This window comes from Larkinella sp. (assembly GCF_965227735.1).
Lineage (GTDB): Bacteria > Bacteroidota > Bacteroidia > Cytophagales > Spirosomataceae > Larkinella.
Genome location: NZ_OZ245776.1, coordinates 1,451,977 through 1,478,200, shown reverse-complemented (window position 1 = coordinate 1,478,200; position 26,224 = coordinate 1,451,977). Strand labels below are relative to the sequence as shown.

Below are 26,224 nucleotides of genomic sequence, written 5' to 3'. Positions count from 1 at the left end.
AAGATGGATGCGTCAGAACAAAAGCCAGAGCAGGTCGGGAAAAGTAGAGGGCTACTTTGACTGAAAATTGAACAAATCGAAGGAGAGATGGCGCGGAACCGAATTGCTGTAACAACAGCTATTAACTTTAAAAAGGTTTCGGTAACTCTATAGATTTATGTAAGTTCTTCGTATTGCCAAATAATCTATTGTATTTTTTTTGTAACCTAATTAATCACAATTGATGATCGTCCCGCTCCCGAAGCGCGGAGGTAGCCCGCGAGGGAAGGGGTGGGGTGGTGGGTTGTCCGGGTGTGGGAATTGGTTGGATACCGGGGCGGGGCGGCTCCGGGGCCGGGCCAAACAGCCGGTTGAACGAGCGGGTGTACTGAATACTCATTCCGCCCCCGGTCGTCAGCGTTCCGTAGGTCGTGGCATTCAGCGAGCCGAGTTGATTCTGGTTCCGGTTATACATTTTCAACCGGAGCTGACCATCGGGCGAAAGCCAGTATTCCAGCGTCCATTCGCCGAGCAAACTGGCCACGCTGGTCTGGTTTTGGCCATATGTAAAACCGCCATCCCGGCTGATCCGGAACCGGTCGTTGAAGCGGTACGAAAGCCGAACCTGGAGGTTGTTGACCAGATTTTGATCCAGACCATTCAGCGAAACGCCCACATCCAAATTCTTATCCAGCGTGGAAGCCAGGCGGCTGATCTGGTTCGAAAGCAATTCGCTCAGGCTATTGGTCAATCCTGAACCGACTACATTGCTGCTCGTGGGCGAGGCCGGATCGATCAGGCCCAGGCCTTCGCCGGGAGCCAACTGGCTGAATAACAGAATGCTGCTCACCTGACGGCCCAATTCCTGATCATTGCTTTGCAGGCGCGACTCGAAAGCCGCCACCGCCTGCCGAAAATCCGGTTGTTGCGGGTATTCTTTGACTTTCAGATCGTACGAAATATCCGGAGCCAGCAGCCGACCGTTCAGGTTGATCAGCAAGTCGACCGGGTACCGGCGGGTGCGATCAGGATTATTAGACGAATTGGACGAATAATACTGGAGAATCGGCGCCAGCGAAGCGTATTGCGTGTAGGCGGTTTTGACATCGACCATTGCTTCATATGGGTCGCCGGTCCAGGTGATGCGGCTGTTGGGCAGCATCTGAAACCGTTTGTTGATCACGTTTTCAAACGTGAACGTGTATTCGCCCTGCTGAATTTCGTAGGCCCCCGTCATCGTGAAATCGCCCTTGGTGTCGATCCGCATCGCCAACTGACCACTGCCGTAGGCCTTGATGATGTCGCCAGTTTGGCGGTCCAACTGAATTTCGCAGTAGGCATCGGGCGTGATCGACAGGTTGAAATCCATTCGAATGCCCGACAGGTCAACCTCTGGCTGGGTGTTGGCACTATCGCGATGGGCCGGATTGACGTTAATGAACCGAATCACTTCTTCCTGGGAAACCGAAGCCGCCTGGTCGAGCGGAATGTAAATCCGCGTTCCCCGGTTGCTGGTGACATTGGCGCGAATGGCCAGGTTGTCGAACGGGCCTTCGATTCCCGCCCGTCCGCTCACCACGGCGGTGCCATAAAACTGGTCGTTGTCTTTGAGCGTTGTGTTCAGAATCTTGAAATTCTTCATGTCCACGACGTTCAGATCCACCGTAAAATATTTGAAACCGTCGTGAAATACCCCGCCCTGCAACGTGGCCCGCCCGCCATTCAGGTCCGTCAGAACCATGTTTTTGGCAACAATTTCGCTGGGTCCAAAGTAGATTTTATCCGAAAAACCGAGGTCCGCTTTCAGGTAATCGAGGGTCAGTTTTCCGTTGGTAATGTCGACCGTTCCCCCCAGCACCGGGCTACCGGCTTTCCCTTTGATCGTAACAACTCCGGTGGCGGTTCCGCTGATGTTCGAGGCAAGGTCTTTGACAAACGGTTCTACCAGCCGCAGGTCGGTCCCTTCCAGAACCGCCTTTAAATCAAGCGGATTCGCGGCCGATTCGCCCGGCGTATACATACCGGTAATGGCCAGCACTTCGCGGTCGAGCCGCCGGATTCGCGTGTCCAGATTGATCCGGTTCGATTGGTCGAGCGTGCTGCGGTTGACGACGTTTCCGATCAGAAAATCATTGTATTTCAGCGAATCGATGGTGATTGCACCGTCCAGCAACGGCAAACCGTAGAGCCCCCGCACGGCCACTTTCCCATTGGCAACGCCCGAAACCTTGGTTTTCAGCACCGGGTTCAGGGTTTCCAGCAGGAAGTTCTTGGTCTCGATATCCAGCGTCTGCAACGAGTCCTGCGACGCTTTTCCACTGACCGAGATCAACTGGTTTCGGTTAGAAACCGCCAGATTCCGGACGGTAATTTCCGGCCCGACCACCCGGATCAGGTTTTCGGGCGAAATGGTCCAGGTACTGTCCAGCAACCGAAACTTCGAGCGTTCCAGTTCGATGTCGATGGCATCGCCCTTAAACGTCAGCGACCCATTCAGATCGGCCCGGTTGGTGCTTTTCTGTTGTTGCAGGCTGGTCGTGAAATCAATGTGATTCACATCCCAGGAAGCTTCGGCCTGTAAGTTTTCGGTGGCCGCCAGCGAACCGAATTGTTGCTGGGTCGAATTGATGATCAGCGACGCCAGCACATCCGGCGAGTTGACGAACTTGGAGGTATTGAGGTCGACGGTGCTTTTGTAAAAATTGTAGTCATCAAATTTCAGCGTATCGATCGTGCCGTTCAGCGTCAATAAAGAAGATTGATCGACCCCGAACCGGCCTTCCAGTTTCGTGTTGGGCGACACATAAAGCGATGGATAGACGAGGGTGAGCAGGGGCTGCGAATTTTTTAGCAGGAAGGAATAATCAATGTTGTAGGGCGTAACCGACAGCGTTTTTTTTAGTTTTCCTTGGTAATAAGCGGCTAGCCCGGCGGCATTTCCGGCAAAATTAAGGCGGTATTCCTTCGCAATGCGGTTTAGATCGTCGGCGACCTGCGTTAGCTGAAAATTGCCTTTCAGGTCGGCGTCGAGGTAATCGGAATTGATGCTGATCGACCGTTCATTGCCGGTAATAACCGACGACATAAACAACGTGTCGAGCACCAGACTGCGTTTTCCGTAGGTCACAAACGTATTCAGCAGCCGGGCATTGCCGACCAGTTCGTTGAGCGTGTTGCCCTGCAATTGAACATCCAGATCGCTCCGAACAATCAGGCTGTCGTCGAGCAGATTCGTGGCCAGGAAATTCGCCTGTTGAACCGTGCCGCGCACATCGAACAGGTTTTTCGGTCCCCGCAGGTCAAAGGCCCCATTCAGGTTGAAGGTCAGGTTCGTGTCTTTGACGCTGACCAGCCCCCGGAAAAAAGACTGCTGCAAATTTCCCTGCACGACCAGGTTACGGTAGTTGTATTTCTGAAAACCGACGCGGGTAAACTGCGCATTCAGATCGAGTGAACCGTCTTTGATCGTCAATCCGCGCCCCACGAACTTGCCCTGCCCGTCGACCTTCTGCACCAGATCCGGCTGGTCGATGAGCGAGCCGACGTTGATGTCCGACAGCTTCAGATTGCCACTGTAGGTGGTCCGCTGATCGCCGTTCAGGTGCAGTGCGAGGTCTCCCGAAACCGTCCCAATGCCGGTTTTAAACGTCCCGACGGTTTTGAAATCGATGAAGCGGCCAGCATACGTAGCAGCAAAATCGACCGTTCCGAGCTTTCTGGCAATGGAGTTGAACGCCGAATCGGAATAATACGGCCGGATGTCGGCCATATTGACCTGCGAAGGCTTAAACCGAAAATCCACCACGGTATTGACATCACTGTCCGGTAAGCCCTTGAAAGCCAGATCGCCCACCAGCCGACTCCGGAAGTTGGCGCCAAACCGGATGTCGGCGTTGGTTACTTTGAAATTCCGAATCCGGCCCAGGTAATCGCCCGTCGCCCGGGCGACGTCAAAGTTGTTGTTGAAATACGACGTAAACGGAGCCAGATCCTGCGCCCGAACGACAGCGTTCCGCAGGTTGGCCCGCATCACCACCTCGTCGTTAAACTCGTTGAAAGCCGAAAAACTGTCGTATGAAAAAACCAGCCGGTTGCGAACCGTCGACCCGTTGATGCGGGCAAACAGGCTGTCGAGCCGCATTTCTTTGGCGCAATACAGAAACTTCGTGTCCAGCCGGTGAATCCGCAGATTCGCCTGTTTTTCAAAGCCTTTCATGCGGCCGATGTTGACGGCGATGGTATCGCCCAGCAGCAGAAAGCTGTTCAGGTTGGCACTTAAACCGCTGACGAGAAAGTGGTTGTAGTCGAAAAGTCGCCCGCCCATCGTCGGTTTCCGCATGTCGTGGTACGTAAACTTTCCATCGATCAGGGTGGCTTTTCCGATGGTGAACGGGATGTTCTGATTGGCGATGGACGGTTTGGTCGTATCGCGGGTCATCTCGTTGATCCGCTCCAGGAAATCATCAATGTTCAGGTTGCCGGTTTTGGCGTCTTTCACCAGATCGACCTGGGGCTTGTAGAGCAGCACTTCATCGAGGTGAATGTCGGTGGCTGAATTGTTGATCAGCGTTTCGAGGGCGAGCGTAACTTCGAGACGGCCGACGCGGATCATCGGTTTCAGATCGCGGTTGCGGATCGTGACTTCCTCCAGCGTCACGGAGTTGACCCAGACGTTGGGGAACGAGAAATTAATGTCAATTTTTTGAATGTCGACCGGGAACAGTAGTTTTTCGGAAACCCGTTGGGCGGCATAGCGCACCAGTTTCGTCTGAACTGCCGGTATTTGCAGACTGACCCCCACAATTCCGACCACCAGCAAGACCACCAGAACGGTGTAGAGCAGGGTTTTGAGAAGTATGGTGAAAAATGAACGCATTGGCTCTCAATGAACAATGAAAAATGAACAATGAATATTACCTACCGGTTCAGACATCCTGATTCTGGGTTTGATCAATCGAAATGAAAGACGGTTTCCCTATTCATTATCCATTGTTCATTTTTCATTGCTTCTAATATTCAGTAATTTTGAAAAATGACAATTCTGGCAATTGAATCTTCGTGCGACGAGACGTCGGCTGCTGTATGTGTTAACGGAAAAATACAATCCAATGTTGTAGCTACGCAGTTAATCCACGAACAGTATGGCGGAGTCGTCCCCGAACTGGCCTCACGCGTGCATCAGCAACGGATTGTGCCGGTGGTCGAACGCGCGCTGCATGAAGCAAATATAGAGAAAAACGCGCTAAATGCGGTAGCTTTTACGCGCGGACCGGGTTTATTAGGGTCACTTTTGGTCGGTACGTCCTTTGCCAAAGCCCTGGCCCTGGCGCTGAACATTCCGCTCATCGAAGTCCACCACATGCAGGCCCACGTTCTGGCCCATTTCATTGACGAACAGACCATTCCGCAGTTTCCGTTCCTGTGTCTGACCGTCAGTGGCGGCCACACGCAAATTGTGCTTATCCGGGATCATCTGGACATGGAAATTATCGGCCAGACCCAGGACGATGCCGTGGGGGAAGCCTTCGATAAAACCGCTAAACTGCTCAACTTGCCCTATCCGGGTGGTCCGCTCATTGACCGGTATGCGCAGCAGGGCAACCCGCTGGCGTATCCGTTTCCGGAGGTCGAAATGCCGGGACTGGATTTTTCGTTTAGTGGCATCAAAACCGCCTTTCTGTACTTCCTGCGCGACCGCGTGAAGGCCAATCCGGATTTTATCGAGCAGAATCTGCCGGATATTTGCGCCAGCATCCAGCACACGCTCATCAAAATTCTGCTGACCAAACTGCGGAAAGCCGCCCGGCAAACCGGCATTCGGGACATTGCGCTGGCGGGCGGGGTTTCGGCCAATTCCGGGTTGCGGGCTTCGCTGGCTGAACTGGGGCGGCAGGAGGGCTGGAACGTCTACATTCCGAAGTTCGAATACTGTACCGATAACGCGGCCATGATTGCGATGGCGGCCCATTTCAAGTATTTGAAGGGTGAATTTACGTCGCAGGAGGTGAGCCCGCTGCCGCGTTGGTAAAACGGTTTTGCTACCCATCGAACACCACCTTACCCTTGACGCATGAATACACCTGTTTTAAAAGAAATCCGGATTTACCCCATCAAATCGCTGGGCGGTATTTCGCTTTCCGAAGCGATGGTCGAACCGAAAGGCTTTCGCTATGACCGGCGGTGGATGCTGGTGAAACCCGACGGGACGTTTTTGACGCAACGGGAAAATACCGTCATGGCGCTGGTCGAGGTCGAACTGGCCGATCGGCATCTGCGGGTTTACCACCGCCATCGCCCGGATGACGTGCTGGAAATTCCCCTGGACAAAACAACCGAAGAGTCCCTGATGGCGTATGTGTGGGATCGTCAGGCCGTTGATTCCCTGGTCGTTAGCCCGGAAGCGGACGCGTGGTTCAGCCGGTTGCTCGGTTTTCCGTGCCGCCTGGTTTATATGCCAGACAACTCGCTGCGGCCGGTCGATCCGAGATACGCCCAGCCCGACGATGTGGTCAGTTTTGCCGACGGTTTTCCGTATCTGGTCATCAGCACGGATTCGCTGGATGAACTGAACCGCCGGGTGGAACAACCGCTCGATATGGTTCGTTTTCGGCCCAATCTGGTGGTGGAGGGCGTTTTGCCGCACGACGAAGACACCTGGTATCACTTTAAAATTGGTGAACTGGCGTTCTTCGGTGTGAAATCCTGCGCCCGCTGTGTGTTGACGACCATCGACCCCGAATCGGGTCAAAAAGGAAAAGAACCGCTCAAAACGCTGGCGACCTATCGGAAGCTGGACAGCAAAATCCTGTTCGGCCAGAATGTGCTGGCTGAAACCACGGGACTGCTGCGCGTCGGCGACCCGGTGACGATCCTCGAACAACGCCCGGCCCGACTGCCATTTTCTCGTTAACAAACGCCAGAATTTAGGCTTATTTTACCTGCAACTTCACGATAACCGGCAAGTGGTCGGAGGCATATTGTTCATCGATTACCGTTGTCGATACGGTTTTAAAAGCGCTTTCCGGTTTAAACATAACAAAGTCGATGGCCCGGTTTGGATTTTTTACCGGAATCGTCGGTGCGCAATCCTGGCAGCTCCGAACGAAAGTCTGGTCCAGAAACCGGATCACTTTGCTATCGGACAGGGCATTGAAATCACCGCCCAGAATCACGGGAAGATTGGATTTTTCGAAATGCCGGACAATCAGCTTCGATTGCGTAAGGCGGTTAACTTCCTTTAGATCCAGGTGCGTACTGGCAAAGATGACTTTTTTTCCTTTCGCGATTTCCACCGTAACGGCCGCAAGGGTTCGGGGTTCCCCACCGATGGTGGCATCAACCGGCAAGTCAAACCGGGTGGAGTCCAGAATCGGAAACCGGGAAAGAACTGCGACACCGTAATCCCCGCCCTGGTGGTCGATGGCCTTGGAAAAAAAGAAATTCATTCCGGTCAGTCGGGCTAACTCCCGCGCCTGGTTCAGACCTTTCCCGGAGCGTTCGGTATTGACATCGACTTCCTGCAAGGCAACGAAATCCGGTTTTTCCTTTTTGATCACCCTGGCGATGGCCGCTACATCGATTGTTGTCCCGGCCGAAGGTGGATTGCAGTGGTGGATGTTGTAGGTCATCACCGTCAGGTTTTTAATCTTCTTCGCCGGTCGGCCGGCCGGTTTCACGGCACCATCGTTGGCGTAAGCGGTGAGGGAAATAATAACTAAAAACAGCAGGTTTTTCATGCCAGTGGATTTACGAATGGATGCGCGTTAAGGTTTAGGTTCTGGCCTTTTTCGGAATGGTGTATTTGCCCACCACTTCACCGTCGTCACGGATCATTTTCAGGTTCAGCTCTTTCGATGTCGCGTGTAATTTGATCAGGGTGCGGTTTCCTTCCAGCGGTCCACCCCCGATGACGATGGGGTAATTGTGGTTGGCATCGGCGTCGTGGGTGCCGTAGCGATGCGTGTGTCCCGAAAGCTGAAGATCGATTTTTGCCTTATTCAATAACGGTCCAAAAACTTGCTGCCCATGCATGGGGCCGTGCCAGTCGCCCGAATGATAGGGCGAAATATGAATCAGCACGATCCGGAAAGGCGCTTTTTTAAATTCGGGGCTTTCAATTTCTTTTTCCAGCCACTTTTTCTGCGTTTCCCGGTACCGGTCAAAAGCCGACAAACCGCCGTATTCAACGCTGTCGTCGGATTTGTCCTCGCCCGAATCCAGCACGACAAACCGCACCGGGCCGCGGGTAAAGGCATAATAATAGTTTCCGTCGGGATAGGCGTAATAATTGGGAATATGGCGGGAAAAGCTGCCCCGGCACTCGTGATTTCCCTGCGTCAGAATGAAGGGTATTTCGGCCGCAAAAATATCGACCGCCGGTTTGATCAGGTGATCGACCATTTGCTGTTCGTCCGTTACCCAATCGAAGCAGTCACCGTTAAAAACCACAAAATCGTAATCGCGTTTATTGCCCGAATAACCGTGCCGGTACAGGAGTTGCGGAATAATCTGCGGGCGGTCGTGAATGTCGTTAAACACCACCATTTTGAATTCCTCTTCATTTTCCGGCGGGGTTTTAAAACCGAACAATGGACTGCTGATGGTTTCGCCAAACTCGACTTTTGAGCCTTTATACCCCAAAATTTCGGTAGAAACGATCTTGTATTTATGTTCCGTTCCCGGTTTGAGGCTGGTCAGCGTAATTTTATTGATGCGGTTATTGGCTTCGATCAAGCCGTTGGTATACCCGAATTCCCGTTTGCTGGTGTAGGTCCCGGCACCGTATTCCACCCAGCTAAAACAGTTTTTGTGGGTAATCCACATGATGGTTACCTCATGGTTGCCCAGGTTTTGCAGGTATGGGCCCACCACAAAGTGGTTTTTCTCTCCGGTTGGAGCAGCCGCCGAGAGGCCGGGCATCAGGCCCAGCACCCCGATCTGTGCCATTTTTTCCAGAAACGAACGTCGGTCTGATAGCATTGGAAGAAAGATTTAGGAATAGACAAGCTTTTTTAATTTAAAATGTAAAATTTTAAATGTCGAATGTAAAAGTGAGGTGTCCGACCAAATCAGACGTTCTACTTTTACATTCAGCATTTAGAATTTTACATTTTAAATTCAATCAGGACTCATTCCCAATTCGGGTTTTGCGTCAGCTTGGTGTTCAACAATCGCTCCTGTTTGGGAATGGGGTAGAGGTAATCCCGGGCTTCGTTGAACTTCTTGTTGATGTGTCCGTTGATCACGATGTTACCGCCTTTGTTGCCGTTTTCAAGCAGGATTTCGCTGCCCAACTTCAGCAACTGCGCCCCCGGCACGGTCGGTTTGGTACCTTCATAAATAACCAGATCGACTTTCCCGTTTTTGTCGAGGTCATAGCTGCCCGGTCCCGGAAAATACATGCCCTTGTATTGCTTCGTGAGCGCCTGCCCTTCTTTCCAGCGAATGAGGTCGTCCCAGCGGAAAAAGTTTTCCATCACCAGTTCGATGCGCCGTTCGCGCCGGATTTCCAGGATCACGCCCGTGTTTGTGCCTTTCAGTTGGGTATACTGCTGCGCCTGGTACGGGTCCGGTTTGGCGTTGGCGGCCGCGAGGTTGATGGTTGGCATGCCTACCCGGTCGCGGATCAACTTGATGGATGCGTCCAGATCAGCCTGGGTCAGCGTGCCGCGCTCGGCTTTGGCTTCGGCATAGTTCAGCAACACCTCGGCGTAGCGGAAAATCGGCATGTCGGTGATGTCCTTGTTGAACGTATCCCATTTCGGGGCCGAAACAAATTTGATCAACTGGTAGCCCGTCACGGTTGCGCCAAATTCGGGCACCAGCGGGTTGTTTTCACCAATGCGCGTGTAACCCGGCGTCCGGATGGTCTGGGCCAAACGCGGATCGCGGTTTTGTACTTCCTCCGCAAACTGCTTGGTTTCGTAGCCTTTGATATCCGTAAAGGGCGTTCCATCGGCCATTAAATAACTGTTCACCAGGCGCTTTTCTAACCCCGGCCGGCCATACGAAGCCGTCATCGTGTAATAGTTCAGGTTGTGGTATACCTGGAGTTCGTCGCTGAAATCGCGGGCCAGAATCACCTCGTCGGGAATGGCATTGTCCGACGAAAACAACCGGAGATAAGCCGTCGTGGGCGTGGCTTTGTAGATCGTATAGCCACTGCTTTTCATCAATTCCTCCGAAGCCGTGATGCACTCATCGAGCCATTTGTCCGAGTTGGGCAGGTTAAATTCCGGGTGGTATTTCCGAAACGTGCCTTCGTGCAGCGCCATCCGTGATTTCAGTGCCAAAGCAGTCCACTTCGTCACCGTGTTCAGTTGGCGGGAGGCATCCAGGTTGGCGATGGCGTAGTTGAGGTCGGCCAGCACGGAATCCATCACCATCGTACGCGGGTCGCGGGCTTTGGTGAGCAGGTCCAGGTCCGTGGTTTCGATGGTGTGCGAATACCAGGGCACATCGCCAAACCGCTTCACCATGCCAAAATAAAAGTACGCCCGGAAAAACCGCGCCAGCCCGTTGTATCTGGCTACGGCCCGTTTGTCGGGACACTTGTTGGAATTAGCCAGAAAATAATTGATGTTCCGCAGGTTGGACCACGACCAGCCGCCCCCGCTCGTAGGCACCACACGCGTCCCCTGCAACTCGTCGCGCAGGCTGTTTTTTACGACATTATCCACGTCCTCGTTATACACATCCTCGGCCGACGGCAGGGCGTTGTAAAACGAATTGGTGTACAGCAATAAATCGTTTTCGGTATTGAAAAAGGTCTCGGGCGAGATGGCGTCCTGCGGCAGCAGGTCCAGATCGCAGGAACTCAGGCCCACGGCCAGAGCGATCAGACTGATTATTTTTTTCATCGAAAGTCGTAGTTAGAAAGTAATGCTCAGACCGGCGGATACGGTTTTTGACAGCGGATACGTCCGGCCGTTTGTTGCGTCGCCGTCAAACTGTTCCGGGTCAATGTACTTGGTCCGCAGGGGCGTGTAGGTCAGCAGGTTTTCGCCACTGACGTAGACCCGCGCCCGGGGAATCCGGATTTTACGCGTCAGCAGTTCCGGGATGGTGTAGCCGATGACCACGTTTTTCAGCCGCAGGTAGCCGACGTTCTGAATGTAGCGGTCGTTGGCCGCCTGCAGATCGCCCCCGCTGTTCAGCGCCGTGTAGCCGCGCAACACCGGGAAGTAGGCATCCGGATTTTCCGGCGTCCAGACATCCTGCTCGAAGTCCTTCGGAATGAAGGAGTAATACGGGCGGGAATACGGTCCCCAGAACTTGTCGGCATTGTTCCCTGGGTACCAGTGTTTCCGCAGAATGCCCTGCGCCAGCATCGACAGATCGAAACCGTTCCAGGATGCGCCGAGGTTCATTCCATAGCGGTACCGCGCCCGGCTGTTACCGATGATTTTCAGGTCGCCGTGATCGGCCAGCGTATTGGCACCCTGGTCAATCTTCCCGTTGCCGTCCAGATCGATGAATTTAATGTCACCGGCCCGCAGTTTGCTCCATTCGCCGGGGGCACTCAGCCGCTGGCGGTTTACGAGCGTCTGGTCAACCGTATAGGCCTGGGCTTCGTCGTTGGTTTTAAAGAAACCGTCGATGGAGTATCCCCAGATTTCACCAATGACCTGGCCTACGTAACGGCTCGACAGAATTTTGTTCGGGTTGTCGTATTTCGTAATCGTTGATTTTGAATCGGACACAATAAAGGAAGCATTGTACGACAGCGTCTTGCCGCCTACTTTAAACTGATCCCGCCAGCCCAGCGACAGCTCGAAGCCCTTGGTCTGCAAATCCCCGGCGTTTTGGGTCGGCACGGTCGCGCCATACACCGCTGGAAGCACCTGACCCGGCACCAGCATGTCCGTGGTGTTTCGGATGTAGGCATCGAACGTCAGATTCAGGCGGTTTTTCAACAGATCGGCGTCCAGACCAAGGTTTGAGGTGGTTGCTTTTTCCCAGGTCAGATCGGCCGAAATCGGGTTCGGGCTATCGACGTAATACAGTTTCTGGCCGTTGTTGATCCAACTCGACTGCGCCGTTGGCATGATCGACACGTACGGATAAAAACTGGCTGATGCGGTATTAGACGGCAACTGGTTCCCCAGGGTTCCGTACGAAGCCCGGATTTTGAGGTTGTTCACCACGTTCCGTAGCGGTTCAAAGAAGGATTCTTCGCTGATCCGCCAGCCCGCCGACACCGACGGGAAGAAACCGTATCGGCGACCTTCACCAAACCGGGAGGTTCCGTCGTAGCGACCGTTGACTTCCAGCAGGTATTTGCCCGCGTAATCATAGTTCAGCCGGAAAAAAGCGCCAAACAGCGAATACCGGTACGAATCGCCCGCCGACAATTGCTCGCCGGTTCCGAGATTCAGGTCATTCAGGCTTTCGGAGAGCAGGTTTTTCCGGGCACCGAACAACCGCTGGTGTTTTTTCGATTCGTAGTTGATCCCGGCCGTTGCCGCCACGTAATGCTTGCCAAGGGTGTGGTTAAACGATGAATACAGGTTCGTGACATTCATCGGATCGAACCACATGGTTTGCCGGTATTGGTCGGTGTTGTAGTTCGGCACCGTGGTCAGAATACCGGGCTGGATCGAGTATTGGGCCACGGCCGAACGGTACCAGTCATCGGCGATATAGAACGAATAGGAGTGGTTGGCGACCAGGTTCCAGGTTTTGGTAAAGTCAATCGTGACCGAGTTGATCGTCGTCAGTTCGTGAACCCCTTTTTTGCCGCCTGCAACGCCTTTCAGCAGGTTGGCAAACAAACCGTCGCCAATGGAATAGTTGTTTTTCAGCGTGTTGTACGTCGCCGTACCGTCCGGGTTGCGGGGCGCATAGGCCGGAAGGGCGTGCACTGTAATGGCGACGAAGTTGGCGTTGGCGCCCCCTTCCAGACCCGGATAGGTGTATTTGGAATCGAAATACTGCGTATTGTTGCTCACCCGCAGCCAGGGCGTTAGCTGGGCGTTGATCTTGCTGCGCAGCGTATACGAGGTAAACTTGTCGGTATTGGTCCGCATGATCCCGTCTTTCTGAAAAATCGAGCCCGACAGGTAATAATTGATTTTGTCAGTACCGCCCGACAGGTTCAGATTGTGCTGGGCCGACGGCTGCGACATGTTAAATACCGTGTTCCACCAGTCGTAGTTGCCGTAGTAATTGTAAATATCTTTTCCGTTGACGTTTTTGACGACGGTCCAGGGCCGGGCCGGATTTTCGGTTTTGTCGTACCGGCGCGCTTCCAGTTCCTTATAATCTTCTTCCGAATACCGGGTATAGCTGTTTCCCGTTGCCCGGATAAACGCTTCGTCGTTCAGCCGGGTGTGTTCGTATCCATTCGTCAGGAAGTCGGTGCTCACCGTGGGTTTCGACCAGCCAAAGTTGTTGCTGTACGAAATGCTCGTTTTGCCATTTTTGGCGGTTTTGGTTGTCACCAGCACCACCCCAAACGCACCCCGCGCGCCGTAGATTGCCGAGGCTGCAGCATCTTTCAGCACCGATACCGATTCCACATCGTTCGGGTTGATGCGGTTGATGTCGCCCGGCACGCCGTCGATGAGCACCAGCGGTCCACCGCCGTTGATGGAGGTTTCTCCGCGCACGTTCAGGCTACCGCCCTGCCCCGGCTGGCCGGTGCCGAACGTGATGTTCAGGTTTGGAATCATCCCCTGCAAAATCTGCGACATGTTGTTCAGGGGGCGGTTTTCCAGGTCTTTGGCCTGTACCTGCGACACGGCGCCCGTGAGGTTTACTTTTTTCTGGGTTCCGTAGCCCACCACCACCAGTTCTTCCAGACTCTTGCTGTCCGGATTCAGCGTTACGTTGATGACCGAGCGGTTGCCAGCGGTAATTTCCTGCGACGTGTAGCCAACAAAACTGAAAATCAGGACTGCCGACGAATTCGGCACCACCAGTTCATAATTGCCGCTGCCGTCAGTGGTCGTTCCGCGCGTGGTGCCTTTCAGCACGACCGTCACCCCGGCCAGCGCTTCGCCCTGCCCGTCGGCCGCCCGCACGGTTCCTTTCAGCCGGATTTCCTGTCGGCTCAGGTAGGTTTCCATTTTTTCGTCGAGGTTCGGCAACACCGTTTCCGGTTTAAAACCCCGTTCGCGGGCCAGCACGATCTGTTCGTTGATCACCTTGTACGTAATGCCCCGCGGCATCAGCAGTTGGTCGAGAATCCGGGCCAGCTTCTGGTTTTTAGCGTTAATCGAAACTTGTTCCCGCAGCGACACCCGGCTGCTGTAAACAAACTTTGTGTTGGCTTTTTCCTGGATGCGGTCCAGAGCTTCCTTGAGCGTAACATTCGTAAGCTGGAGCGTCATATCCTTACTCAGAATCGACTGTGCCGCGATTTCCCGGGCATTGGCGATACCCGTCAGCAATACGGCAAGAATCCAGTGCAGTAATCCGATACGCATGATTTTTCGCCAGTCGACGGACTTGTTAGGGATGAAAATTTGCATACTTTTGGTTGTCTGATAGTTGAGAACTGTTGGATACTGCCCCTTCGTTCGGTGGTACGAAGCCGAAGGGGTTACCTGAGCCGGGGGTGGTGGTACACTCCCGGTTTTTTGGCATTAAGGAGGTAGCGGGTAGCGGTTTTTCATCGCAGTCGGTTTATGAGTGTTGGGATTGGGTTCATTCCGTACAGGGTGGACTATCGAGCAGGATTACATTCCCGTTCATGGTATACGTTGCTTCCAGTGCCGTGCAGAGCATTTCCAGAATCAGCGGCAACGGCTGGTTTTCAAAATCGGCGCTGAACAGACAGGAAGCGGCTTTCGGATTGGCCAGCCGGATCTGAACGGCAAACCGCTTTTCGAGTTTTTTTACGACCTGATCCAGCGGAGTATCGGCAAAGGTGATCGTAACGGGTTCGTAAATCGGCTTTCTGGCCTTCACCGGTATGGCCGAAGACACCAGCCGTTTTGAAGCCGTTTCGAAGGTGGCCTGCTGCTGTGGTTTCAGAATCACTTGCTGCTCATTCTGCTGGCGGTCGGGGGCACTAACCTGAACCCGGCCTGTTACGACCGAAATCTGAAAAACCGGGTGGGTTGCCGGGGCCTTCACGTTAAAGCTGGTGCCTAATACCTTAATCTGCATTTCCCCGCTTTGGATCCGGAACGGGCGCGCCGGATCTTTGCGCACATCGAAAAAGCCTTCACCGGCAAACGTGACCAACCGCTGGTCGGCACCGAACGTTTCCGGGTAGGCAATCGACGCCCCCGGGTGCATCCAGACCGAGCTGTGGTCTGGAAGCTGGTGTTTCACCGGCCGGGCTTCATGATTGACGAAATGAATCAGGGGTGGCTGTTTTTTTCCCGGGGCTTGATTGGCAAGGGCTGCGGGTGCTGAAACGGATCGATGCTGACGGCCGGAATAGGTATAAATGAAATAGAAACCAATCAGCAGAGCGATCGATGCGGCCAATCCGGTGAGCCAGCCCAGGGAGAAGGTTTTGGCCACCGGTTTTTCGGCTTGATTCAGTTGATTTTGAATGTTTAAAAAGGTTTCCTGCTGCCAATGTCGCTGCTCGGGTTCAGGCAGCGAATCGATGTAATCGGGGTTTCCGCGCAACGAAGCATACCAGGCTTCTACCCATTCTTTTTCCTGTTCAGTACATTGATTTCGCAGGTATTTATCCAGCAAAAGAGGGGATATGTTCGGTGGCGGCATAGCGTGGGAAATGGTTCACTGCCAAAGTCGCCTGCCGGAAGGATAACCCTTAGTCGGTTGAAAAAAAAGTTTAGAAAATCGGATACAACAGGAACAGGTATACAAAATGCTCTTTCAGATACGCTTTCAAAACGCGCAGGGCTTTGGTGATGTGTTGTTCAACGGTTTTTTCCGAAATCGTTAATTGAAGGGCAATCTCCCGGTTTGAAAGGCCTTTCCGGCTCAGTAGAAACACTTCCCGGCATTTTGGGGGGAGTTGGTGAAGGCCTTTTTCATACCGGTGTTGCAAATCGGAAGTCAGGATTTGTTGATCCGTCAAAGCATTGGAGTCGTCCGTTTGGGTTTCCCACCGGTTGTAATGATACCGGCGGGTCAGTTCTTTCCGGTAATAGGAGATGACACGGTTTTTGACACAGGAGAATAAAAACGACCGGGTGCATTGCACCGGAGGGCGGTCGCGCTGTTGCCACACACTGACAAACAGTTCCTGAATAATTTCCTGGGCAATGAACTGATCGTTTACCTTGCTGTATGCATAATTGAACAACGGCCGGAAATACCGGTTGTAAAGTTCGGCAAACGCGCGTTCGTCGTCGTTGTCGCCCATTGACATCAAGAGGGTTTCATCGGAACAGGTGCTATACGTTAGGTTCATATCCTGCATTTCCTCAGTTCATTTGGGGTGAACTAAAAGGCTTTTTTACAAAATTCGGGCATTTTTTAGTTTTATCGACCTTTTGTCTATTAAGGAATCACGCACTTTTGGCGTATAACCTAACAGAAAGTTAATACAAATTTTACGGTGTGCCGAATGCGATTTCGGTAGCGCGTGGTTCTTGTGATGAATACGCCCCGAAAAAGCTTCTTTCAAAATTACACCATTTTTTAGGGCATGCAAAGCCGACTTTACCCGGTAAAAGGTAGCTTTGCACCGGAATTGCCTTGCTCATGAAAGCGGGCTCTGTTCCTCTTTACCATTCATTTTCTGTTCCGTCCACGAAAACGGGATCGAAATCCTTGTATGAAGTTTTTTGATTCGATCAGGCAGTATCTGCACCGCTTTCACTACCTCAGTCTCGATGTGGTGGCCGGCGCGGTGATTTCTCATATCATGGTGGCCCGTTTGCCCGACGGACACCAGCCGGTTGGTTGGGCAACAACAGTTTTACTGGCGATCTGTGTGTTCGTTATTTATGCTGCCGACCGCCTGTACGATGTCCGGAAGGGTTTGGCGGTTAACGCTCCGCTCACCCGTCGTCACCGGTTTCATGCTGAAAACCAGGCGGTTTTGCTGCGGGTTTTGATGGGACTGGCGGTGATTTCCGTCGTTTTGTTGTTCTGGTTACCCCGGTCTGTGTTGTGGTTTGGAGCCGGGCTGGCACTGGTTTCGGGGGCGTATGTTTGGGGCGTTTCGCGTTTGTCGGGTTCCAATGCCCGGCTGGCGTGGAAAGAACCAGCGGTGACGTTCGTGTATACCATTGGCGTCTGGGGTAGTTCGTGGGCGCAAAAACCGACCATTGGCTGGTCCGAAATCGGGTTGGGAATTTTGTTTCTGCTCATCGTTTTCCAGAACCTGTTGCTGTTTTCGGTGATGGAAGCCTACGAATTGCCGGACACCTCCTATTCGCTGGCGACCCTCTGGGGCTTCGACCGGAGCGATGTGGTGCTGCGGACGCTGACGGTGGTGATAACCGTGTTGGCGCTCGTGATTTTTTTCATGGCCGACGACCGGTTTGCCCAGCGTGCGGCCATTATTCAGGGCATGATGAGCGCCGTGCTGTACACCATTCAGCGATATCCAAACCGGTTTTTGGCCAACGAACGCTACCGCTGGATCGGCGACGGCGTGTTTTGGCTGCCGGGTTTGATTCTTTAGAAATTGTTTAAATGAAGACCGGAGGCCTGTCCCGTCAATAGGCAATACCATCCATCGGCTAGTGGTAGCTCCGGAGGAGCGGTCTAAAACCATCTTCAGGCCGCTCCTCCGGAGCTACCACTAGCCGATGGATGGTATTGCCTATTGACAGACCGCCCTTCCAGGGCTCTCCCCGGTTAACTCAAACAGCTTGTTAATAATTTGGTGTGATACTACTCAACCGATGAACGCTGATGAAAATCCTGCTTGTTGAAGATGAAGAGCGGCTGGCGTCTTTTATCCGCAAAGGCATATCGGCCGAGGGCTACGAAGTGGAAGTTGCCTACGATGGACGGGACGGGCTGGCCCTGTTTCGCCGGGAGATTTTCGATCTCATCATTCTGGATGTCAACCTTCCGCAACTCAACGGTTTCGAGTTGTGCCGCCTGATTCGCTCGGAAAATGAGGCTGTCCCCGTGTTGATGCTCACCGCGCTCGACAGTCTGGCCGACAAGTCGGACGGTTTTAATGCCGGGGCCGACGACTATCTGGCCAAACCGTTTGAGTTTCAGGAACTGCTATTGCGCCTTCGGGCGTTGACGCGCCGGAGCGGTTCCCGGCCGAAGCAAATCCTTCGGCTGGCCGATCTGGAACTGAACCTGGATACCAAAACCGTGACCCGGGCGGGCAAACGCATCGACCTGACCACCCGTGAATATGCCCTCATCGAATACCTCATGCTCAACAAAGGAAAAATCATCTCGCGGGTAGACATCAGCGAACGGGTCTGGAGTCTGAATTTCGATACGAACAGCAACGTGATCGATGTGTATATCAGCTACCTGCGCAAAAAGATCGACAAAGATTTTTCGCCCCGGTTGTTGCATACCATTGTTGGGATGGGGTACGTTCTGCGGGAAGATTAACGCGATACAGTATGCTGATACGAAACCGCCTGACGATCGTCTTTACCCTGCTGGCTACGGCCATCCAGCTCACGCTGTCGCTGCTGGTGTGGTATTTCTATTCGTTGTACCGGCGCGAGGAGTTTTACAGTCGGCTGGAGTCGAAAGCCCGCGTGGCCGGACGTCTGCTCATTTCCCGGCGGCATCTCCACGATGACTTTTTTAAAAACATGGTGCGGACCGACTTGCTCACCATCGTGGAAGAGCAAATCAGCATTTATGATCAGCGGCACAATCTGGTTTTTACCAACCGGACGCTGAAAGAATCGGAGTATTACAAAGAAAAAATACCGCTGCTGACCACCGAATCGCTGTTTGAATTCAAAAGTGGTCACCTCGAGTCGATTGTGATTCCGTATCGGCATGGCGGACAACTTTTTTACATTTTTGCCTCGGGCTACGACCGGATCGGCCTGGCCAAACTCGGAACCCTGCAACAAATCCTGCTGCTGGCCAATCTGCTGGGGTTTGCGCTGATTGTGCTGGCCGGGTGGTATTTTTCCGGGGGAGTGCTGAAACCGATCGCCCAGATTGTGGACGAGGTGGAGCAGATCACCGCCACGCATCTTCATAAACGGGTTCATGAAGGAAACCGCCGGGATGAGATTGCGCAACTCGCCATGACGTTCAACCAGATGCTGTTTCGGCTCGAAGATGCGTTTGTTTCCCAGCGCAGCTTTGTTTCCCACGCTTCCCACGAACTACGCACCCCGCTCACCAATACCCTCGGTACGCTGGAAACGTCCCTGCGGTATGACCAGAACCCCGCCGACTGGCGTGAGAGCATGGAAGTGGCGGTTGAAGAACTGAAAAAAGTGATTGCGTTGACCAACGGTTTGCTGGGCCTGGCCAAAGTGACCGATGGCCCCGTTGCGCTGACCGCCGTTCAGGTGGACGATTGCCTGCTCAACGCCATCGGGCACGTACAGGCCAAGTATCCGGGCCGGAACCTGAACCTCCAATTCAGAACGGATGAGGATGAATCATTTACTGTGAAAGGCAATGCGACGTTGCTGACAACCGCTTTTCTGAATGTGTTGGATAACGCCTGCAAATATTCGAGCGAAGCGGTTTCGGTTCACTTGCAAGTCACAAAAGACCAGATTACCGTGACCATAGCCGATCAGGGGCGCGGCATTTCCGAAACGGATGTTGCGCACATCCTCAATCCGCTGTACCGGGGCGGCAATGTTGATGACGTGCCGGGCTATGGCATTGGCCTGGCCGTCACGCAGAAAATCATTGATCTGCACCAGGGCGTTCTCCAGATCACCTCCGACGTAAACCGGGGAACCTCGGTGACAATTCAGTTGCCCGGCTTGGGGTAGGTCGTTAGAACGGGTTAAGGAAAATACTTTCTGTATCCGACGAATAGTACTTTTTTAATGATCCACAAGTCTGAGCGTGGACTTGATTTCTGGCAAAAACCGCATAATTCCCCTGATTATTCTAATTTTAGAGGTAGAGCCAGGAGGTTTCTCAAACGGCCTGATCGGCCATATTAAACTTTTCTACGATCTTTTAATTTCCTTCTCACACCGTTCTAATGTGGCGGAGCGTGCTTTGTGTCAATCTTCGACAGACACAAGCGATGCAGCGCCGGACTTTCCCCTCGATTTTGCTTTACGGCTTTGGACTGGCCCTGGCACTTTCCCTGGTGTTCAATGGATTTCTGCTGTATGAGCAAAGCCGCCAGCGAATGATTTACGAATATGAATTAGGCAACGCCATTCCTCCGGTCGATCTCGTGGTTTGGCAACAGCAGCTTCTGGATTGCAAACGTACCAACCAGCAGAAAGACAGCCTGATTCGGCAATTGGCCCAGGGCCCCAACGCACCGCCGGGTCAGATCGTCCCCCCTCAGCATCCCCTTCAAACCAGTAACGTGAAAAAATAGATCCTTATGAATAAAGTATTGATGCTCGTGAGTTTGTGTGCCCTGGTGGGTGTGGCAGGCTGTTCCGAGAAGAAAGAAGAAAAGGAGGAAGAAACCAAGTATCTGGTGACCAGTCCTTTAAAAACCGATACCACCGTCACGAATGAATACGTCTCCCAGATTCATTCCATCCAGCACATCGAATTACGAGCACTGGAACGGGGCTACCTCCAAAAAATCTTTGTAGACGAAGGGCAGGTGGTCAAAAAAGGGCAGCTCATGTTTCAGATTCTGCCGATCCAATACCAGGCCGAACTCCAGAAAGCCCAGGCCGAAGCCAATTTCGTGGAAGTGGAATATAAAAACACCAAATCCCTGGCTGACAGCAACATCGTTTCGAAAAACGAGCTGGCCCTGGCCAAAGCCAAGTTGGATAAGGCCAAAGCAGAAGTCACCGTTGCGCAGATTCACCTCGGCTTCACGGAAGTAAGAGCGCCTTTCGATGGCATCATGGACCACTTCCAGGTGCGGCTGGGAAGCCTCGTCGATGAGGGCGACTTGCTCACGACGCTGTCTGACAATAGCAAAATGTGGGTGTATTTCAATGTGCCGGAAGCGGAATACCTGAATTATAAAACTCACGCCCAGCAGGAAAACCTGAAGAATGTCAACCTGTTAATGGCCAACCAGCAGGTGTTCGATTATCCCGGCGTAGTTCAAACCATCGAAGCGGATTTTAACAACGAAACGGGAAATATCGCGTTTCGGGCCACTTTCCCAAACCCGAAAGGGCTGCTCCGGCACGGCGAAACCGGGAACATCCAGATGACCCTGCCACTCAAAAATGCCCTGATTATTCCGCAGAAAGCGACCTTCGAGGTTCTGGACAAAAAGTATGTCTATCTGGTGGATAAAGAAGGCAAGATTCGGTCCCGGGAAATTACCATCGCTGCGGAAATGCCCCACATATTTGTGGTTAGATCTGGTCTGACAAAAGACGATAAAATCCTGCTGGAAGGCTTGCGTCAGGTTAAAGAAAACGAAAAAATCCACTACACCTTCGTACAGCCGGATTCGGTTTTGTCCAAGTTAAGCCTCTACGCCGAATAACCCGGTTTTCCAACCTGCAAAGATATGTTCAATCAATTCATCCGCAGACCCGTATTTGCGATCGTGATTTCGATCATGATCGTCTTCATCGGCATTCTGGCGATCGAGAAGTTACCGATTTCTCAATTTCCGGACATTGCCCCCACCACCGTCAATATCTTCATTGCATATCCCGGTTCCAGTGCTGATGTGTTGGTGAAATCCACGCTGATTACGCTCGAACAAGCCATCAACGGTGTCCAGGATATGCGGTATATCGCCACCGATGCCACCAGCGCCGGAGAAGCAACCCTCCGGATTATTTTCGAACCGGGGACGGACCCCAACGTCGCCGTGATCCGGGTGAAAACCCGGGTGGATCAGGTGATGCCGCTTCTGCCCGAACTGGTTCAACGGGAAGGGGTTATTATTACGCCGGTTCAGCCCAGTATGTTGATGTACGTCAACCTCTATTCCAAGGATAAAAGTATCGACGAGAAATTCCTGTTCAACTACGCGACCGTTAAAATGATCCCCGAAATCCAGCGAACCAAGGGGGTTGCCCGGGCGCAGATATTGGGTAGTCGGCGATATGCGATGCGCATTTGGCTCAATCCGGACCGGATGCGGGCCTACAAGATTTCCACCGAAGAAGTGATGGAGGCCATCGGGGAGCAGAGCATCATTGGCCGACCGGGCCGGATTGGGCAAAGCTCCGGTATTGCGGCCCAGTCGCTGGAATACGTGCTTACGTATAAAGGGCGGTATAGCGATCCCAAAGAATACGAAGACATTATTATCCGGGCCAATTCGGCCGGTGAAAGCATCCACCTGAAAGACATCGCCAAGGTGGAATTGGGAAGCGAGTTCTTTGATATTTACTCCAATCTGGATGGCAAAGCTTCGGCCGCCATTGTGTTGCGGCAAAACTACGGGAGCAACGCCAGTGAGGTGATCGAGGAGGTAAAAGAGAAACTCGACGTCATGAAAGAATCCTTCCCTCCGGGCGTGGATTATAAAATCAGCTATGATGTGTCTAACTTTCTGGACGCGTCCATCGAGCAGGTCATCGATACGCTGCGCGACGCGTTTATTCTGGTTGCGCTGGTTGTTTTCATCTTCCTGGGTGACTGGCGTTCGACCCTGATCCCGATCCTGGCCGTTCCGGTTTCTTTGATCGGGGCGTTTTTTGTAATTCAGGCGTTTGGACTTTCCATCAACTTGATAACGCTCTTCGCCCTCGTGCTGGCCATCGGTATTGTGGTGGATGACGCGATTGTGGTGGTGGAAGCGGTTCACGCCAAAATGGAAGAAGAGCCGCATCTATCCCCGTTTGCCGCCGTCAAGAAAGTGCTTGGTGAGATTAGCGGGGCGATTATCGCCATCACAGCGGTTATGGTATCGGTCTTCCTGCCCATCTCCTTCATGTCGGGTCCGGTGGGTACGTTTTACCGGCAATTCTCCATCACGATGGCCAGTTCCATTGTGATTTCGGCCCTGATCGCGCTGACGCTCACCCCGGTTTTGTGCGCCATGTTGCTGAAAAACCACCACGGACATACCCGGAAGAAAAACCTGCTCACCAAAGCCCTCGACGGTTTCAACCGGGGCTTTGATAAAGTGACCGGGCGATACGTGGGTCTGTTAAAATCAATCGTCAGCCGGAGGGTGGTTACCTGGGGCGTATTATTGGCCTTCTGTTTTGGAATACTCTACGTAAATAAAATTCTGCCCGCCGGTTTTATTCCGAACGAAGACCAGAGTACGATTTACGCGATTATCCAGACGCCACCCGGTTCGACGCTGGAAAAGACCAACGAGGTTTCCCGGCGGCTTCAGAAAATTTGCGAAGAAGTTCCGGGCATCGAATCGGTGTCTTCGCTGGCCGGTTACGAGATCATGACCGAAGGACGTGGCTCCAACGCCGGGACCTGTCTGATCAACCTGAAACCGTGGTCGGATCGCGACAAAAACGTGAAGGAAATCATGGAAGAACTGGAAGGGAAGACGCGGGGTCTTGGGGCCGTGGTCGAGTTTTTTGAACCACCAGCCATCCCCGGTTTCGGTACGTCCGGCGGTTTTTCCATGCGCTTACTGGACAAAACCACCGATACGGACTACCGCGAATTTGACAAGATCAACAAGGAATTCATGGATAACCTGGGCAAGCGGAAAGAACTGACCGGCTTGTTCACCTTCTTTGCCGCGAATTATCCGCAATACGAACTGGAGATCGACAACAAGCTGGCCATGCAAAAAGGCGTGTCGATTGGCAAAGCAATGGACAACCTCAACATCATGATTGGGAGTACGTACGAGCAGGGATTTATCAAGTTTAACCAGTTCTTCAAGGTATATGTGCAGTCGGATCCGTTATACCGACGGCTGCCAACCGATCTTTTGAAGCTTTTTGTCAAAAACGACGCAGGCGAAATGGTGCCCTACTCGGCCTTCATGAAGCTCAAAAAAGGGCAGGGACCCAATGAAATTACCCGGTTTAACCTGTACAATTCAGCCGCCATTCAGGGTCTTCCGGCCAACGGCTACACCACTGCCGATGCCATTCAGGCCATCCGGGAGGTGGCCGCCAAGACCTTGCCCAGAGGGTATGACATTGCTTTTGAGGGTCTTTCCTATGACGAAGCGAGCCGGGGCAATGAGTCGCTGTACGTGTTCCTGATCGTGTTGGCCTTCGTCTACTTTGTGCTGGCCGCGCAGTATGAAAGTTTCATCATTCCGCTGGCCGTGGTATTCTCGCTGCCGGTGGGGGTTTTCGGTTCGTTTTTGCTGCTCAAACTGATGGGGCTGGAAAACAACATCTACGCCCAGATCGGGCTCATCATGCTGGTTGGTTTGCTGGGTAAAAATGCCGTACTGATCGTCGAATTTGCCGTTCAGAAGCGGCAGCAGGGCGAAACCATTCTGAACGCAGCCATTGAAGGAGCCAGGGTTCGTTTCCGCCCGATTCTGATGACCTCCTTTGCCTTTGTGGCCGGCCTGATCCCGCTGATCAGCGCGACCGGTGCCGGAGCGATTGGAAACCGGACCATTGGTGCCTCGGCGATGGGTGGCATGTTGTTCGGAACCATTTTCGGGGTCATCATCATTCCCGGACTGTACTTTATATTCGGCAAGCTGGCCGATGGCCGGAAGCTGATCAAAGGAGAAGAAGAAGATTCGCTGACCGACGTATTCGTCCATTCCGTAGACCAGTTTCCACAACCTGAAGAAAGTGAAATCAATGAGAAATAGACAACGAGTAGCCTGTGTAGGAATAACGGTTCTTACCCTGTTCACGAGCGGCTGTAGCGTTCCCCACCTGGTTCCGAAAGCCGAAAATAAAACCGTACCGACGCGTTACAATAACGCGTCGGACACGACCAACACGGCAAACACAAGCTGGAAAGCGTATTTTACCGACCCCAATCTGGCGGCTCTGATCGATACGGCCCTGTATAACAACCAGGAATTAAACATTACGCTTCAGGAAATTGCGGTGTCCAACAACGAAATCATGGCCCGCAAAGGGGAATATCTGCCATTCGTCACGGTGGGCGGTGGCTCCGGCGTCGAAAAGGTTTCCCGCTATACCAGCCAGGGAGCGGCTGATGCCGTAACCGATATAAAACCGGGTCGGCACACCCCCGATGTGTTACCAAACACCTACGTTGGTGCCTTTGCGAGTTGGGAAGTCGATATCTGGCATAAACTGCGGAACGCCCGGAAAGTAGCGGTTTTCAACTATCTGGCGTCCATTGAAGGCCGGAATTTCCAGGTGACGAATCTGGTGGCCGAGATCGCCAATTCGTATTATGAGCTGATGGCGTATGATAATCAGTTGGAAATTATCAAGCGAAACATCGATATTCTGACCAACGCCCTGTCGATCATCAAGCAGGAGAAAGAAGCCGCCAAGGTGACCGAACTGGCGGTTCGCCGGTTTGAGGCCGAGGTGTATAAAACGCAGAATCTTCAGTATGACGTTCAGCAGAAGATTGTTGAAACGGAAAACCGGATTAATTTCCTCGTGGGCCGGTTTCCGCAGCGGATTCAGCGAAGCTCTGTAAATTTCAACGAGCTAAGTCCAACCAAAATGTATGCGGGCGCTCCCACACAACTGCTGGAAAACCGGCCCGATATCAGACAGGCTGAACACCAACTGGAGGCCGCTAAACTCGATGTCAGTGTGGCCCGGGCCAACTTCTATCCCTCGCTGCATCTTTCCGCTTCGCTGGGACTGATGGCCTTCAATCCAATCTATCTGGTGAATACACCGGAATCGTTGATTGCGTCGCTGATTGGGGATCTGGTCGGTCCGGTCATCAACAAGAATGCCATTACGGCGATGTACAAAAATGCGAATGCAAAGCAGATTCAGGCGGTTTACCAGTACGAAAAAACGGTTCTGAATGCCTACATCGAGGTGGCCAATCAGTTGTCGGCCATCGATAACCTGGAAAAAAGTTACAGTACCAAAAATAACCAGGTGCAGGCGCTGACGCAGTCGACCAACATTTCTCTTCGTCTATTTACCTCAGCCCGAGCCGATTATATGGAAGTGTTGCTGACGCAACGGGATGTGCTGGAATCCAGAATGGAGCTGATTGAAACGCGGATGCGGCAAATGAACGCCATGGTCAATGCATACCGCGCCCTGGGTGGCGGGTGGAAGTAAAGGAGGTCTGTTTCGGGCCTGTTTTGTCCAATATTTTACGGTTTTAAAACCTTTTACCAAAAGGATTTGACTACGTCATTTAGAACTGTAAATTGGCA

16 protein-coding genes are annotated in these 26,224 nt (G+C 52.8%); 9 read left to right on the top strand and 7 right to left on the bottom strand.

The features are described 5' to 3' along the window. Positions 1-214 precede the first annotated feature (214 nt). A complete protein-coding gene (locus tag ACO064_RS05850) occupies positions 215-4,855 on the bottom strand; it encodes a translocation/assembly module TamB domain-containing protein (protein ID WP_421826463.1) in 4,641 nt (1,546 codons plus the stop codon). Between the two features lie 156 nt (positions 4,856-5,011). Between ACO064_RS05850 and tsaD the strand changes: the two genes are divergently transcribed. Then, entirely contained in the window at positions 5,012-6,007 is a 996-nt protein-coding gene (gene tsaD, locus ACO064_RS05845) for a tRNA (adenosine(37)-N6)-threonylcarbamoyltransferase complex transferase subunit TsaD (protein WP_421826462.1), read from the top strand. A gap of 42 nt (positions 6,008-6,049) precedes the next feature. Then, the gene (locus tag ACO064_RS05840; RefSeq protein WP_421826461.1) at positions 6,050-6,889 is read left to right on the top strand and encodes an MOSC domain-containing protein; all 840 of its coding nucleotides are present in this window, start codon (positions 6,050-6,052) and stop codon (positions 6,887-6,889) included. Between the two features lie 19 nt (positions 6,890-6,908). On the opposite strand, the gene ACO064_RS05835 is transcribed toward ACO064_RS05840, so the two are convergent. The 6 genes from ACO064_RS05835 to ACO064_RS05810 all read right to left on the bottom strand — a co-directional run bounded on the left by ACO064_RS05835 (position 6,909) and on the right by ACO064_RS05810 (position 16,321). Continuing rightward, entirely contained in the window at positions 6,909-7,715 is an 807-nt protein-coding gene (locus tag ACO064_RS05835; RefSeq protein WP_421826460.1) for an endonuclease/exonuclease/phosphatase family protein, read from the bottom strand. Positions 7,716-7,749: 34 nt separating this feature from the next. Beyond that, the gene (locus ACO064_RS05830) at positions 7,750-8,958 is read right to left on the bottom strand and encodes a metallophosphoesterase family protein (protein ID WP_421826459.1); all 1,209 of its coding nucleotides are present in this window, start codon (positions 8,956-8,958) and stop codon (positions 7,750-7,752) included. A 149-nt stretch (positions 8,959-9,107) separates the two neighbouring features. Next, positions 9,108-10,838, bottom strand: coding sequence for a RagB/SusD family nutrient uptake outer membrane protein (locus ACO064_RS05825; protein ID WP_421826458.1), 1,731 nt, complete (start codon positions 10,836-10,838; stop codon positions 9,108-9,110). A gap of 12 nt (positions 10,839-10,850) precedes the next feature. After that, positions 10,851-14,453: a TonB-dependent receptor gene (locus ACO064_RS05820; RefSeq protein WP_421826457.1), complete on the bottom strand. Its 3,603-nt coding sequence runs from the start codon at positions 14,451-14,453 to the stop codon at positions 10,851-10,853. Positions 14,454-14,628: 175 nt separating this feature from the next. Further along, complete coding sequence (locus tag ACO064_RS05815) at positions 14,629-15,666, bottom strand: FecR family protein (protein WP_421826456.1); 1,038 nt, start codon at positions 15,664-15,666, stop codon at positions 14,629-14,631. Between the two features lie 70 nt (positions 15,667-15,736). Continuing rightward, positions 15,737-16,321, bottom strand: a complete 585-nt coding sequence (locus ACO064_RS05810; protein ID WP_421826455.1) for an RNA polymerase sigma-70 factor — start codon at positions 16,319-16,321, stop codon at positions 15,737-15,739. Between the two features lie 366 nt (positions 16,322-16,687). Between ACO064_RS05810 and ACO064_RS05805 the strand changes: the two genes are divergently transcribed. The 7 genes from ACO064_RS05805 to ACO064_RS05775 all read left to right on the top strand — a co-directional run bounded on the left by ACO064_RS05805 (position 16,688) and on the right by ACO064_RS05775 (position 26,126). Beyond that, positions 16,688-17,542 carry a hypothetical protein gene (locus ACO064_RS05805; RefSeq protein WP_421826454.1) on the top strand — a complete coding sequence of 285 codons (855 nt, stop codon included), beginning with the start codon at positions 16,688-16,690 and terminating at the stop codon, positions 17,540-17,542. A gap of 233 nt (positions 17,543-17,775) precedes the next feature. After that, on the top strand, positions 17,776-18,447 hold the full coding sequence (locus ACO064_RS05800) for a response regulator (RefSeq protein ID WP_421826453.1): 672 nt from the start codon (positions 17,776-17,778) through the stop codon (positions 18,445-18,447). Between the two features lie 11 nt (positions 18,448-18,458). Beyond that, complete coding sequence (locus ACO064_RS05795) at positions 18,459-19,814, top strand: ATP-binding protein (protein WP_421826452.1); 1,356 nt, start codon at positions 18,459-18,461, stop codon at positions 19,812-19,814. A gap of 263 nt (positions 19,815-20,077) precedes the next feature. After that, entirely contained in the window at positions 20,078-20,383 is a 306-nt protein-coding gene (locus tag ACO064_RS05790) for a hypothetical protein (protein WP_421826451.1), read from the top strand. A gap of 6 nt (positions 20,384-20,389) precedes the next feature. After that, entirely contained in the window at positions 20,390-21,472 is a 1,083-nt protein-coding gene (locus tag ACO064_RS05785; protein WP_421826450.1) for an efflux RND transporter periplasmic adaptor subunit, read from the top strand. A gap of 24 nt (positions 21,473-21,496) precedes the next feature. After that, positions 21,497-24,703, top strand: coding sequence for an efflux RND transporter permease subunit (locus ACO064_RS05780; protein WP_421826449.1), 3,207 nt, complete (start codon positions 21,497-21,499; stop codon positions 24,701-24,703). After that, complete coding sequence (locus tag ACO064_RS05775) at positions 24,693-26,126, top strand: TolC family protein (RefSeq protein ID WP_421826448.1); 1,434 nt, start codon at positions 24,693-24,695, stop codon at positions 26,124-26,126. The genes ACO064_RS05780 and ACO064_RS05775 overlap by 11 nt, the downstream gene beginning before the upstream one ends. Positions 26,127-26,224: the final 98 nt, after the last annotated feature.